Origin of the sequence: Candidatus Microbacterium colombiense, assembly GCA_029203165.1 — a bacterium.
In the GTDB taxonomy this organism is placed as follows: domain Bacteria; phylum Actinomycetota; class Actinomycetes; order Actinomycetales; family Microbacteriaceae; genus Microbacterium; species Microbacterium colombiense.
Genome location: CP119308.1, coordinates 2,211,604 through 2,226,207, shown reverse-complemented (window position 1 = coordinate 2,226,207; position 14,604 = coordinate 2,211,604). Strand labels below are relative to the sequence as shown.

General features: G+C 68.2%; 10 protein-coding genes. All 10 read left to right on the top strand.

Features of this window, described 5'->3' with window-relative positions:
- The first annotated feature begins 49 nt into the window (after positions 1–49).
- The 10 genes from P0Y60_10730 to gmk all read left to right on the top strand — a co-directional run bounded on the left by P0Y60_10730 (position 50) and on the right by gmk (position 14,591).
- On the top strand, positions 50–3,340 hold the full coding sequence (locus P0Y60_10730; GenBank protein WEK59835.1) for a DEAD/DEAH box helicase: 3,291 nt from the start codon (positions 50–52) through the stop codon (positions 3,338–3,340).
- A 113-nt stretch (positions 3,341–3,453) separates the two neighbouring features.
- Positions 3,454–5,043: a Rieske 2Fe-2S domain-containing protein gene (locus tag P0Y60_10725; protein ID WEK59834.1), complete on the top strand. Its 1,590-nt coding sequence runs from the start codon at positions 3,454–3,456 to the stop codon at positions 5,041–5,043.
- Positions 5,044–5,116: 73 nt separating this feature from the next.
- Positions 5,117–5,647 (top strand): bifunctional pyr operon transcriptional regulator/uracil phosphoribosyltransferase PyrR, encoded by a 531-nt coding sequence (gene pyrR, locus P0Y60_10720; GenBank protein ID WEK59833.1) that lies wholly within the window; start codon positions 5,117–5,119, stop codon positions 5,645–5,647.
- Positions 5,644–6,609 (top strand): aspartate carbamoyltransferase catalytic subunit, encoded by a 966-nt coding sequence (locus tag P0Y60_10715; GenBank protein ID WEK59832.1) that lies wholly within the window; start codon positions 5,644–5,646, stop codon positions 6,607–6,609. Before pyrR ends, P0Y60_10715 begins: the two co-directional genes overlap by 4 nt.
- Complete coding sequence (locus P0Y60_10710) at positions 6,606–7,910, top strand: dihydroorotase (GenBank protein ID WEK59831.1); 1,305 nt, start codon at positions 6,606–6,608, stop codon at positions 7,908–7,910. The genes P0Y60_10715 and P0Y60_10710 overlap by 4 nt, the downstream gene beginning before the upstream one ends.
- Entirely contained in the window at positions 7,907–8,419 is a 513-nt protein-coding gene (locus P0Y60_10705; GenBank protein ID WEK59830.1) for a hypothetical protein, read from the top strand. The genes P0Y60_10710 and P0Y60_10705 overlap by 4 nt, the downstream gene beginning before the upstream one ends.
- Positions 8,416–9,561, top strand: a complete 1,146-nt coding sequence (gene carA, locus P0Y60_10700) for a glutamine-hydrolyzing carbamoyl-phosphate synthase small subunit (GenBank protein ID WEK59829.1) — start codon at positions 8,416–8,418, stop codon at positions 9,559–9,561. Before P0Y60_10705 ends, carA begins: the two co-directional genes overlap by 4 nt.
- Positions 9,561–12,848, top strand: coding sequence for a carbamoyl-phosphate synthase large subunit (gene carB / locus P0Y60_10695; GenBank protein WEK59828.1), 3,288 nt, complete (start codon positions 9,561–9,563; stop codon positions 12,846–12,848). The genes carA and carB overlap by 1 nt, the downstream gene beginning before the upstream one ends.
- Positions 12,845–13,690 (top strand): orotidine-5'-phosphate decarboxylase, encoded by an 846-nt coding sequence (pyrF, locus tag P0Y60_10690; protein ID WEK59827.1) that lies wholly within the window; start codon positions 12,845–12,847, stop codon positions 13,688–13,690. The genes carB and pyrF overlap by 4 nt, the downstream gene beginning before the upstream one ends.
- Positions 13,683–14,591 (top strand): guanylate kinase, encoded by a 909-nt coding sequence (gene gmk / locus P0Y60_10685; GenBank protein ID WEK59826.1) that lies wholly within the window; start codon positions 13,683–13,685, stop codon positions 14,589–14,591. The genes pyrF and gmk overlap by 8 nt, the downstream gene beginning before the upstream one ends.
- The last annotated feature ends 13 nt before the right edge of the window (positions 14,592–14,604 follow it).

Here is a 14,604-nt window from a genome sequence, read left to right as displayed (position 1 = left end):
CCGTGTCGTCCGTCGCAGGGATGTCGGTGGTCGCCGGAAGGATGGCGAGATGACCGCGCCGCACCTCGATCTCCGCGAACTGCTGCAGATCACGGACGCCGGTGGGTATGCGCGTGGACTCGCGTACTTCCGCGAGGGCAACGTTCTCGATGTCGTGTGGCACGAGGAGCTGCTCGAGCTCGAAGGACACGTGAAGGGCAGCCGCGGGGCACAGTACGTGACCGAGGTGGTGTTCATCTCCTCGAACGGCCGTCGCCGCGTGCGCACCACGTCGTGCACCTGCCCGGTCCGAACGGGGTGCAAGCACGTCGTGGCGACGCTGCTCGCCTCGAACGTGAACCAGTACTCCCAGCAGGCGGCGGCACGCGAGGCGCCTTCCGCTGAGAGCGTGCCGACCCCGACGCCGGTCGCCGCCCCGTCCTGGCGCGGACTCGTCGACCCGATGAGCACACGCACGCGGCTGCCACTCGCACTCGGCGTCGAGCTCCGGTACCGCGACGCGCGGGGCGACAATCACTGGGGCCCGCGACCCGTGCGCGCGGCGACCGCGCGCGATCTCGCCGCCGGTGTCGGAGAGCTCCTGCTGGCGATCCGCCCGCTCATGCGCAGCAGCCAGACGGGGGCGTGGATTCACGGTCACGCAGGGTGGGACGCGGTACGGCGTGACGCCGCACAGTTCGGGCGTGCGCAGAGCCGGTGGTTCGGCGATCTGTTGAGCATCTCGCGCGACTCGCTGCTGTCGGGCAACGCGGGGGATTGGCTGGTCGTCGATCAGATCGAGTCGACGCTTCTCTGGCCGCACCTGCGTGCCGGAGTGGAGCAGGGCATTCCGATCGTGTCGAATCAGAAGAACATCTCCGTCCGCTTCGCCGGGTCCGCGGCGATCGGCGTCCGGATCGGACGTGACGACGAGGGGGTGTTGTCACTCGCCGCCGAGGTGGTCATCGACGAGCAGGAGGTGACCGCCGACGCGGTGCACCCCATCGGTCGCACGGGCGTCTACGCCGCGATCCTGCGGGGGAACCGCATCGAGCTCGTGCTGGCCGAGGTACCGCTGAGCGATCAGACCCGCATGCTTGTCTCGAGTCACGGCCCGATTCCGGTGCCGCCGGCGGACGAGCAGGATTTCATCGCGAACGCCTACCCCGTGCTCGCGCGCCGAACGCAGGTCACCGCCGGCGCACGCGTGTCCCTCCCGCAGATCCCCGAGCCCGCCCCCGAGCTCACCGTGACGTTCGAGCGCGGTGACGTGGTGAGCTACTCCTTCCGCTGGTCCTACGGCGAGTTCGGCACCGTCCCGTACGTGTGGAGGGCCGCATCCATCCGCGACCGAGACGCCGAAGCATTGCGCGGAGAAGCGATCGAGACCACGTGGCAGGAGCTTCGCGGAGTCGCCTTCCGCCCGAACGGCTCGTTCCACGACATCGACGCCGCCGACTTCGTCGCCCGGATCGTTCCCGCGCTCGAGCGCGAGGGCGTCACGGTCGTCACATCCGGCGTCCGAAAGCCGTATCGCGAGCTCACGGGCACACCCGAGGTGACGGTGTCGACCGTCGAGACGACCGACTCCGATTGGTTCGACCTCGGCATCCTGGTCACGATCGAAGGCCGCCGGATTCCCTTCGGCCCTCTCTTCACCGCGCTCAGCAAGGGCAAGAAGAAACTCCTGTTGGCCGATGGCGGCTATTTCGCGCTCAACCATCCCGCCCTCGAACGCCTCCGAGACCTGATCGAGGAAGCCGGCGAGCTGGCGGAGTGGGAGACCGGTCCGCGGATCAGCCGCTACCAGACCGATCTCTGGGAGGAGTTCGAGGACCTCGCCGATGAGGCGCAGCCGGCGGTCAGCTGGCGCGCGACTGCCGAGGGGCTCCGACAGGCGACGGGTGTCCCCGAGACACCGCTGCCTGCGGGGCTGCGCGCCGACCTCCGCCCCTACCAGCGATCCGGCTTCGACTGGCTCGCCTTCCTCTGGCGCCATCGCCTCGGAGGGATCCTGGCCGACGACATGGGGCTCGGTAAGACTCTGCAGCTGCTCACCTTCATCCAGTACGCGCGCGAGCAGGGCGAGACGAGGCCCTTCCTCGTGCTGGCACCGACCTCGGTGCTCGGCACCTGGCGGTCCGAGGCCGCGCGCTTCACTCCGGAGCTGCGCGTCGCGATCGTCGATGCGACGAGCGGCAGACGCCCGGTCGGACTGACCGATGTCGCGGCATCCGCCGATGTCGTCGTCAGCTCCTACACGGTGGCCCGCCTCGACGAAGACGAGTTCGGCCGCATCGAGTGGTCGGGCCTCGTGCTCGACGAGGCGCAGTTCGTCAAGAACGCCAAGACGAAGCTGCACCGCGCGATCGCGACCTTCTCGGCCGACGTCACCTATGCCGTGACCGGCACGCCGATGGAGAACAGCCTGTCCGAGCTGTGGTCGCTCCTGGCGCTGACCGCCCCGGGGCTCTTCCCCTCGGCGCGCAAGTTCCGCGATCGCTACATCCAGCCCATCGAGAAGGGCAAGGTGCCGGAGAACGAAGAGGGCGGCGAGTATCGCGCGAAGCGGCTCGCGCAGCTGCGCCGCCGCATCCGTCCGATCATGCTGCGGCGCACCAAGGAGCTCGTGGCGCCGGAGCTTCCGCCGAAGCAGGAGCAGCTGCTGGAGGTCGAGCTCGGCGCCGAGCACCGCGCCCTCTACGACGTCGTGCTGCAGCGGGAGCGACAGAAGGTGCTCGGGCTTCTCGAAGACCTCGATCGCAACCGGTTCATCGTCTTCCGATCGCTGACGCTGCTGCGCATGCTGAGCCTGGCGCCGGGGCTGATCGACGAGGAAGACGCGCACATCGGGTCGCGCAAGCTCGACATCCTGCTCGAGCGGGTGCTCGAGCTGCAGGCCGAAGGGCACCGCGCCCTCGTGTTCAGCCAGTTCACCTCGTTCCTCGATCTCGCCGCGGCCCGCCTGCAGGAGGCGGGTATCCCGTACGCGCACCTCGACGGTTCCACGAGACGCCGTCAGGACGTCGTCGACGGCTTCAAGAACGGCGAGCAGCCCGTGTTCCTGATCAGCCTGAAGGCCGGTGGGTTCGGTCTCACCCTGACCGAGGCCGACTACGTGTTCGTCCTCGACCCGTGGTGGAACCCGGCCGCTGAAGCGCAGGCGATCGACCGCACGCACCGCATCGGACAGAAGTCGCAGGTGTTCGTCTACCGCATGATCGCGAGCGACACCATCGAGGAGAAGGTGCTCGAGCTGCAGCAACGGAAGGCACGCCTGTTCAGTGCCGTGATGGACGACGAAGCGCTCTTCGCGCAGTCGCTCACTGCGGAGGACATCAGGGGTCTGTTCGAGGACTGACCGTCTTTCTCACGGCCCGTCAGACCGGGCGTCCAGGGAGCCGAAGGTAGAATCGAGCGCGTCCACACGCGGCATCCGAACGGGTGTGCTGCGGGATGCACAGGAGGAGCGCAATGCGGATCACGGGACTCGGCCACGCCGGGATGTTCATCGAGACAGTCGGCGGGAACATCATCTGCGACCCCGTGCTCGGCCCGTCCTTCTTCGGATCCTGGTTCCCGTTCCCCGACAACCGCGGTCTCGAGTGGGAGCGTTTCGGGCGCGAGGCCGACTTCCTCTACATCTCGCATCGGCACCGCGATCACTTCGACCCGAAGCTCCTCGAGCGCTACATCTCGAAGGGCATCGAGGTGTTGCTCCCCGAGTACCCGATCGACGATCTCGAGCGCGACATCCGTGCGCTCGGATTCGAGAACATCACGTATGCTCCCGCCGGCGAGATCATCCAGCGTGGCGAGCTCAAGATCATGATCACGCCGCTGCGCGCGCCCAGCGACGGCCCGATCGGCGACTCCTCGCTCAGCGTCGACGACGGTACCGGTTCTGTGCTGAACCAGAACGACTCGCATCCGCTCGACCTCGACTCTCTGCTCCACTTCGGGAAGCCGGATGCCTACTTCACGCAGGTCTCCGGGGCGATCTGGTGGCCCATGGTCTACGACCTGCCGCTGGATGCGAAGCAGAACTTCGCGAAGCTCAAGCGCGACGCGCAGAACAAGCGGGCGATGTACTACATCGACAAGGTCGACGCCCCGCATGTCTTCCCGATGGCTGGACCGCCCATGTTCCTGCGCGACGACCTGTTCGACTTCAACGGGCTCGGCAGGAACGGCGAATCGATCTTCACGGATCAGAAGCAGTTCCTGGCGCACATGAACGAGCTGTCGCCGCAGTACGACGGTCACCTGTTCGTCCCCGGCACACTCGTCACGGTCGACGGCGGTGCGGTGACGACGACACAGACGCTGTACAGCGAGGCCGAGCTCGCGCACATCTTCGATGAGAAGTGGGACTACCTCGAGGAGCAGCGGGCCAGCCGTCAGCAGGAGATCCTCGACGAGGAGGCGTCGCGCGCCGCGATCATCCCGCCGGACGAGATGCTCGCCGCGATCAAGGCCTGGTGGGAGCCTCTGCTCAAGAAGTCGCGCACCATCCGCCTCGGCGTCGGCGGCGCAGTGCGGTTCCGCATCGGCGACCTCGACATGGTCGTCGACTTCCCGCGCGCCAAAGTGCGCGAATACGCGGGGGAGGAGTGCATCTACTGGTACACGATCCCCGCGGATCTCGTCTCGACCAACCTCCGCGACCACGAGATCGACTGGTCGAACTCGATCTTCCTGTCGATGCAGTTCCAGGTGGGCCGCAGCGGCAAGTTCAACGAGTTCCTCACGACCTTCCTCAAGTGCCTCTCAGTCGACCGGATCGAATACGTCGAGAACTGGTACCAGGAGCAGACCGACCAGAACGAGGACGCGGAGATCGGCGACTGGGTCGTCCAGCGCCGCTGCCCGCACCTGCGCGCAGACCTGACCAAGACCGGCAAGGTCGACGAGGACGGCGTGCTGACCTGCAGCATGCACGACTGGAAGTGGGATCTGAAGACCGGCCGGTGCCTGTCGACGAGCGGGCATCCCATCCGGTCCACTCCGCGGGAGCACCTCCAGGACGATCTCCGTCCGGTCCGCGCCGCCGGCGTCTCCTGACGAGGGACTCCGATAGACTCGACCCACAAGCAACCTTTAACACCGTCCTGTGAGGCGGAGAAGGGAGCGGCGGATGAGCACGCGCACCGTGCTGCACGAAGCCGATATCTCGCGGGCATTGACCCGTATCGCACATGAGATCCTCGAATCCAATCGGGGAGCGGAGAATCTGGTCCTTCTGGGGATCCCCACCCGTGGAGTCACACTCGCTCATCGCCTCGGCGCCTTGATCAGCGGCATCGCCCAGCATCCGGTTCCCGTGGGAGCCCTCGACGTCACACTGTTCCGTGACGATCTGGCGAAGCACCCCACCCGGTCACCGCATCCGACGGCGATCCCCGATGGCGGCATCGACGGGAAGACCGTCGTCCTGGTCGACGACGTGCTGTTCTCCGGACGCAGCATCCGTGCCGCTCTCGACGCGATCCAGTCGATCGGACGCCCCGCCGCGGTGCGACTCGCGATCCTCGTCGACCGGGGGCACCGCGAACTGCCGATCCGCCCCGACTACATCGGCAAGAACATCCCGTCCGCCCGCACCGAGCGGGTCAACGTGCGCCTCGTCGAGAACGACGGCGCCGAGGAGGTGACGATCGGAGAATGAGACACCTCCTCGACACCCGCACGCTCGACCGGGCCACCGCTCTGCGCATCCTCGATGTCGCCGAGGACATGGCCGACACGCAGTCCCGCGAGGTCAAGAAGCTTCCGACCCTGCGCGGCAAGACGGTCGTGAACCTCTTCTTCGAGGACTCCACCCGTACGCGCATCTCCTTCGAGGCCGCGGCCAAGCGCCTCTCCGCCGATGTGATCAACTTCGCAGCGAAGGGCTCGAGCGTCTCGAAGGGCGAGAGCCTGAAGGACACCGCGCAGACGCTCGAGGCCATCGGAGCGGATGCCGTCGTCGTGCGCCACCCCGGGTCCGGCGCCCCGCAGACGTTGGCCACGAGCGGATGGATCTCCGCCGGCGTCGTGAACGCAGGAGACGGCACGCACGAACACCCCACCCAGGCACTGCTCGACGCCTTCACGATCCGCAAACGCCGCTACGGCGCCGACAGCCGAGGCCGCGATCTCACCGGACTCCGCGCGGTGATCGTCGGCGATGTGCTCCACTCCCGGGTCGCGCGCTCCAACGTCTGGCTGCTGACCACGCTGGGCGCCGATGTCACCCTGGTCGCACCGCCGACGCTGGTCCCGCAGAACGTCTCGCTCTGGCCGGTACGCGTGGTCTACGACCTCGACGTGGCCCTCGCGGACGGTCCCGACGCCGTCATGATGCTCCGCATCCAGCTGGAGCGCATGGGCGATGCGTATTTCCCGACTGAGCGGGAGTATTCCCGACGGTGGGGTCTCGACGCACTGCGAGTGGCGGGTCTGCCGGACGGTAGCATTGTGATGCACCCCGGGCCGATGAACCGCGGGCTGGAGATCTCCTCCGCAGCAGCCGATTCCGCCCGCTCGACGGTGCTGGAACAGGTCGCGAACGGGGTCTCCGTGCGGATGGCGGTGCTGTACCTGCTTCTGGCAGGCGAACGAGACGACGAACGAGGGGGGAACCTGTGAGCGACACCCTCGTCATCACCGGTGCACAGCTGCTGGGTACGACCGGTGCGGACATCGTCGTGGAAGACGGTGTGATCACCGAGATCGGGTCGGGCCTCAGCCGCACCGGTGCTCGGGTGATCGACGCCGACGGCCTCGTCGCTCTTCCCGGACTCGTCGACCTGCACACGCACCTGCGTGAACCGGGATATGAGGCCTCTGAGACGATCCTCACCGGGACACGGGCTGCGGCCGCCGGCGGGTTCACCGCGGTGTTCGCCATGCCCAACACCTCCCCGGTGGCCGACACCGCCGGAGTGGTCGAGCAGGAGCTCGCCCTCGGCGAGGCCGCGGGATACGCGACCGTGCAGCCGATCGGTGCCGTCACCGTCGGGCAGAAGGGCGAGCGACTCGCTGAGCTCGGCGCGATGGCCACCTCACGCGCGAAGGTCCGCGTGTTCAGTGACGACGGCTTCTGCGTCTTCGACCCCCTGATCATGCGCCGCGCGCTCGAGTACGTGAAGTCGTTCGGGGGAGTGATCGCGCAGCACGCGCAGGATCCTCGGCTCACCGAGGGCGCACAGATGAACGAGGGACGCGTCTCGGCCGAGCTCGGCCTCACCGGCTGGCCGGCCGTCGCCGAGGAGTCGATCATCGCGCGCGACGTGCTGCTCGCCGAGCACGTCGGATCCCGCCTGCACGTGTGCCACCTGTCGACGGCGGGTTCGGTCGACATCATCCGGTGGGCGAAGAAGCGCGGGATCGCGGTCACCGCCGAGGTCACCCCGCATCACCTGCTTCTGACCGACGAGCTCGTGCGCGGCTACGACGCGCGCTTCAAGGTGAACCCGCCGCTGCGCCGCGAGGAGGATGTGCTGGCCGTGCGCGAAGGCCTGGCCGACGGCACGATCGACATCGTCGCCACGGATCACGCGCCGCACCCGAGTGAGAACAAGGCCTGCGAGTGGCAGGCTGCCGCGAACGGGATGGTCGGACTCGAGAGCGCCCTGCGGGTCGTGCACCAGTCGATGGTGCAGACCGGCCTGATCGGGTGGGAGGACGTCGCCCGGGTCATGAGCGCTGCTCCGGCGCGCATCGGACAGCTCGCAGGACACGGAACCCCGCTCGCTGTCGGTCAGCCGGCGCAGATCACGCTCTACGACGCTTCCGTCGACGGAGTCTTCACCGAGGCGGATCTGCACGGTCGCAGCGTGAACTCGCCGTATCTCGGGCGGGCCCTTCCCGGCCGGGTCGAGTTCACCGTGCACAACGGAACGCTCACGGTCGACGGCGGCGCACTGGTCGAGGAGCTGAACGCATGAGCACCAGGGACCTCGCGATCGCCATCACGATCGTGGTCGCCCTCCTCGTCCTGCTGACGATGTTCCTCGCCTGGCGACGACGACTCCGACGCGACTCCGGTCTCTCGGCGCCTCTCGGCGTACCGGAGCATGCAGAGGTCGCCCGTCGCGACGAGGTGCTCTACGTCTCCACCACCCGCCACGACCAGCCGCTCGAGCGCGTGACGGTGTCGCCGCTCGAGTACCGCGCCCGCGGAGAGCTCGCCGTGACCGACCGCGGGGTGGCGCTCTGCCTCGACGGAGCGCCCACGGTGTTCCTCGCCTCGTCGCGGATCGTGGCCGTGGACCGCGCCACCGTCACGATCGACCGGGTGGTCGAACCCGGAGGCCTCATCCGCATCGCCTGGAACGCCGACGACACGACGGTCGTCGATTCGTACCTGCGCCTCGCCACCGGCGATCCCCATTCCCTCATCTCTGAACTGCAGCGGCTCGTCCCCGCCGCCCCCGACACAGGAGCCACACGATGACCGCTCTTCCCGAACCCGCCGTGCTCGTCCTCGAGGACGGCACCCGCCACACCGGCCGTGCCTACGGCGCGCTGGGCCGCACCCTGGGCGAGGTCGTCTTCGCCACCGGAATGTCCGGATATCAGGAGACGATCACCGACCCCTCCTACGCCGGTCAGATCGTGCTGCAGACCGCGCCGCACATCGGCAACACCGGGATGAATGCCGAGGACGCCGAGTCGCGCCGCATCTGGGTGGCCGGTTACATCGTGCGCGACCCCTCGCGCGTCGTGTCCAACTGGCGCGCCGAGGCCTCACTCGACGAGGTGCTCGTGAACGACGGCATCGTCGGCATCAGTGGGATCGACACCCGCTCCATCACGCGCCACATCCGCTCGGCCGGTTCGATGCGCGGGGGGATCTTCTCGGGTGCCGACGCGGCGATCGACGCCGACGAGCAGGTGCGCATCGTCCGTGAGGCTCCGCACATGGCGGGTCTGAACCTGTCCGCCGAGGTGTCGGTCGACGTCGCCACCATCACGACCGCCATCGGCGAGCGCGTCGGCAACCTCGCCGTGCTCGACCTCGGGGTGAAGCAGGCCACGATCGACAACCTCGCTGCGCGCGGGTTCGACGTGCACGTGCTGCCGCAGAACGTCACCATCGACGAGATCCGCTCCATCGACCCGGTCGCGGTGTTCTACTCCAACGGCCCCGGGGACCCCGCGGCATCCGACGGTCACGTCGAGCTGCTGCGCGCCGTGCTCGACGACGGTCTGCCGTTCTTCGGCATCTGCTTCGGCAACCAGCTGCTCGGCCGCGCGCTCGGCCTGGGCACCTACAAGCTGCCGTTCGGCCACCGCGGCATCAACCAGCCGGTGCTGGACAAGACCACGGGTCGCGTGGAGATCACGGCGCACAACCACGGCTTCGCGGTCGATGCGCCCCTCGACGGAGCGTTCGACAGTCCGAACGGCTATGGGAAGGTCGAGGTCAGCCACGTCGGCTTGAACGACAACGTGGTCGAGGGCCTGCGCGCGCTCGACATCCCTGCATTCTCGGTCCAGTACCACCCGGAGGCCGCCGCCGGCCCGCACGACGCCAACTACCTCTTCGACCGGTTCCGCGACCTGGTCATCGCCACTCAGAAGGACGCCAAGTAATGCCAAAGCGTGACGACATCCGCTCCGTCCTCGTCATCGGCTCCGGCCCGATCGTGATCGGCCAGGCCTGCGAGTTCGACTACTCCGGCACCCAGGCGTGCCGCGTCCTCCGGGAGGAGGGCGTGCGCGTGATCCTGGTCAACTCCAACCCGGCCACGATCATGACCGACCCCGACTTCGCCGATGCGACCTACGTCGAGCCGATCACCTGGCAGGTCATCGAGACGATCATCGCGAAGGAGCGCCCCGACGCGATCCTCCCGACGCTCGGCGGTCAGACCGCCCTGAACGCCGCGATCGATCTGCACAACCACGGGATCCTCGAGAAGTACGACGTCGAGTTGATCGGCGCGAGCTTCGAGGCGATCAACAAGGGTGAGGATCGTCAGATCTTCAAGCAGCTCGTGCTCGACGCCGGTGCGGATGTCGCCGACTCGCGCATCGCGCACACGATGGACGAGGTGCTCGCTGCCGCAGGTGAGCTCGGCTACCCGCTGGTCGTGCGCCCCAGCTTCACGATGGGCGGCCTGGGTTCGGGCTTCGCCTACGACGAGGCGGACCTGCGCCGCATCGCCGGCGCCGGTCTGCACGACTCTCCGACCAACGAGGTGCTCCTCGAGGAGTCCATCCTCGGATGGAAGGAGTACGAACTCGAGCTCATGCGCGACACCTCCGACAACACGGTCGTCGTGTGCTCGATCGAGAACGTCGACCCGGTCGGTGTGCACACGGGGGACTCGATCACCGTCGCACCCGCGCTGACGCTCACCGACCGCGAATACCAGAAGATGCGCGACATCGGCATCGACATCATCCGCGCCGTCGGTGTGGACACCGGCGGCTGCAACATCCAGTTCGCGGTCGACCCGTCGAACGGTCGCATCATCGTGATCGAGATGAACCCGCGTGTGTCGCGGTCGAGCGCTCTCGCCTCGAAGGCCACCGGCTTCCCGATCGCGAAGCTCGCGGCCAAGCTCGCCCTCGGCTACCGTCTCGACGAGATCCCCAACGACATCACGGGCGTGACCCCCGCGAGCTTCGAGCCCACGCTCGACTACGTCGTGGTGAAGGTGCCGCGGTTCGCGTTCGAGAAGTTCCCGGCGGCCGACGCGACGCTCACGACCACCATGAAGTCGGTCGGTGAAGCGATGGCGATCGGCCGCAACTACGCCACGGCACTGCAGAAGGCGCTGCGCTCGCTCGAGAAGCGCGGCTCCAGCTTCCACTGGGGTACCGAGGAACGCTCTCTCGAAGAGCTGCTCGAGATCTCCCAGACCCCGACCGACGGACGCATCGTCACGCTGCAGCAGGCGTTGCGTAAGGGTGCGACGGTCGAGCAGGCCTTCGACGCCACGGCGATCGACCCGTGGTTCATCGACCAGATCGTGCTGATCAACGAGGTCGCCGAGATCGTGCGCACCGCGTCCGAGCTCGACGCGGCGACGCTCCGCCACGCGAAGGAGCACGGCTTCTCCGACGCGCAGCTCGCCGAGCTCCGGGGCATCAGCGAGACCGAGGTGCGCGGCATCCGTCGCGGCCTGGGCATCCGCCCGGTGTACAAGACGGTCGACACCTGCGCCGGCGAGTTCCCCGCCCTCACGCCGTACCACTACTCGAGCTACGACTTCGAGACCGAGGTCACGCCGTCCGAGCGTACGAAGGTCGTCATCATCGGCTCGGGCCCGAACCGCATCGGTCAGGGCGTCGAGTTCGACTACTCCTGCGTGCATGCGTCGTTCGCGCTGTCGGATGCGGGTTACGAGACCATCATGGTCAACTGCAACCCCGAGACGGTCTCCACCGACTACGACACCTCCGACCGGCTCTACTTCGAGCCGCTCACGCTCGAAGACGTCCTCGAGGTGCTCGACGCAGAGGCGGCCAGCGGCACCATCCTCGGTGTCGTGTGCCAACTCGGCGGGCAGACGCCTCTCGGACTCGCCAAGGGCATCCAGGATGCCGGTTACACGGTGCTGGGCACCAGCCCCGAGGCGATCGACCTCGCCGAGGAGCGCGAGCTGTTCAGCGGCATCCTCGACGCCGCCGGTCTCGTGGCGCCGCGCCACGGCACGGCCATCGATGTGGACGGCGCCGTCGCCATCGCCGAGGACATCGGCTACCCGGTGCTCGTGCGTCCGAGCTTCGTGCTCGGCGGACGCGGCATGGAGATCGTCTACGACTCGCCCAGCCTGCGCGACTACTTCGTGCGCACGGCCGGAGAAGTCATCATCGAGCCGGGCAAGCCGCTGCTGGTCGACCGGTTCCTGGACGACGCGATCGAGCTCGACGTCGACGCGCTCTACGACGGCACCGACCTCTACATCGGCGGCGTCATGGAGCACCTGGAGGAGGCCGGTATCCACTCCGGAGACTCCAGCTGCACGCTGCCCCCGATCTCGTTGGGCCGTTCCGACATCGACCGCGTGCGCGTCGCGACCCTGGCCATCGCCGAGGGTGTGGGCGTGCGCGGACTGCTGAACGTGCAGTTCGCGATCAGTGCCGGTGTGCTCTATGTGATCGAGGCCAACCCGCGCGCAAGCCGCACGGTGCCGTTCGTGTCGAAGGCGCTGGGGATCCCCCTGGCGAAGGCCGCGAGCCGCATCATGACGGGTTCCACGGTCGCCGAGCTGAAGGCCGAGGGTCTGCTGCCCGAGAACGACGGATCGCGCGTGCCCCTGGGCTCCCCGGTCGCGGTGAAGGAAGCCGTGCTGCCGTTCAAGCGGTTCCGCACCAAGGACGGCAAGATCGTCGACTCCGTGCTCGGACCGGAGATGCGCTCGACCGGTGAGGTCATGGGCATCGACAAGGACTTCCCGACCGCGTTCGCGAAGAGCCAGGCGGCGGCCTACGGCGGCATGCCGACGTCGGGCACCGTGTTCATCTCGGTCGCCGACTCCGACAAGCGTGCGGTGATCCTGCCTGCGCACCGGCTGCAGCAGCTCGGCTTCACGATCGTCGCGACCGAGGGCACCGCCGAGATCCTCTCGCGCAACGGCATCGCCGTGACCGTCGTGGACAAGTACAGCGAGACCCAGGAGAGTGGCGCGCAGAACGTCGTCGACCTCATCAACGACGGCTCGATCGACATCGTCGTGAACACCCCCTCCGGCGGATCGGCGCGTGCCGACGGGTACGAGATCCGTGCCGCTGCCGTCGCCGCCGACAAGGCTCTCTTCACCACGATGGCGGTGCTCGGTGCGGCCGTCAGCGGTATGGATGCGGCTCATGAGGGCTTCAGCGTCAAGAGCCTGCAGGAGTACGCCCTCGATCGACAGGCGGCGGTGTGAGCCAGAGCTTCGGAGAGCGGGTTCGGGCGGCGCTTCGTTCGTCCGGACCGCTCTGCGTCGGGATCGACCCCCACGCGGCGCTCCTCGACGCCTGGGGTCTGCCCCAGACCGCCGCGGGCGTCCGCGACTTCGGGCTGCGCACGGTGGACGCCGCCGCGGGGCGGGTGGCGATCGTCAAGCCGCAGGTGTCGTTCTTCGAGCGCTTCGGGTCGGCGGGCATCGCCGCTCTGGAGGATGTGTTCGCCGCGGGACGTGCCGCCGGACTGATCGTGATCGCCGACGCCAAGCGCGGCGACATCGGCACGACGATGGACGCCTATGCGGAGGCCTGGCTCACTCCGGGGTCTCCACTCGAAGCCGACGCGCTCACCGTGAGTCCGTACCTCGGCGTCGGTGCGCTCGACGGCACCTTCGAGCTCGCTGCCGCTCACGGCAAGGGCGTCTTCGTCCTCGCCGCGACCAGCAATCCCGAGGCTCGGGAGCTGCAGCGTTCTGCGACGCCCGCAGGCCCCGTGGTCGCGGCCGATGTGATCGCCGAGACCTCACGCCGCAACGCCTCCGCGAATCGTGCGGGGGAGTGGGGCAGCATCGGCGTCGTCATCGGCGCCACCGTGGACTGGGCCGAGGCCGGCCTCGTCCCGTTCACGCCGCCCGCGCCGATCCTCGCACCGGGCTTCGGCGCGCAGGGCGCAGGGCCCGCCGACCTGGGTGCACGATTCGGAGCCATGTCCGAGTGCGTGATCGCCAGTGAGAGCCGCAGCATTCTCGGGGCAGGCGCCGACGGGATCACCGAAGCGATCGTTACGCGCGTCGCGCACTACCAGGAGGCCGGACGTGGCTGAGGCACGAGTCATTCCCGAGGTGGACAGAGCCGCAGCCGCGCGAAAGGCGGTCGAGCGCCGGCGCGCCCGTGCGTCGCTCAAGCGCGACCTCACGACGCGGGTGATCGCACCACAGACGGTGTTGCACCGCGCCGTCGAGGACCCGGAGTCGGTCGAGGGATCCATGCGGATCACCGACTTCCTGCTCGCGCTTCCTGCGATCGGTGCCGGAAAGCGCGACCGCGTGCTGGAGGAGCTGCACATCTCCCCGGTCAAGCGCCTCGGAGGCCTCGGGGCGCGCCAGCGCATCGTGCTGGAGCACTGGCTCGACGGACGTTTCCCCCCGCTCGTGCCACGCGGCGCCCGAAGCCGTCTGCTCGTGCTCGCCGGCCCCACCGCGGTCGGCAAGGGAACCGTCGCCGCGCACGTGCGCGAGCACAATCCCGAGATCCATCTCTCGGTCTCCGCCACCACGCGCGCGCCGCGCCCGGGCGAGATCGACGGCGTGCACTACTACTTCGTCGACGATGCGGAGTTCGACCGCCTCATCGAGCAGGACGAGCTGCTCGAATACGCGGTCGTGCACAACCGTTCGCGTTACGGAACGCCCCGGCCCCCGATCGACGCCGCGCTGGCGGCCGGGAAGACCGTGCTGCTGGAGATCGATCTGCAGGGAGCGCGTCAGGTGCGAGCGGCGGAACCCGCCGCCACGCTGATCTTCCTGCTGCCGCCGAGTTGGGACGAACTGGTCGATCGGCTGGTCGGACGCGGCACGGAGGATGCCGAAGAACGGGCGCGTCGCCTGCGCACCGCGAAGGTCGAACTGGCCGCCCAGAACGAGTTCGATCACCTGATCGTGAACGAGGACGTCGCCGCTGCGGCCGCCGAGGTCGTAGAATTGTCTTCAAGCTCTGCGCGCTGAGTCCTCTCGCGCG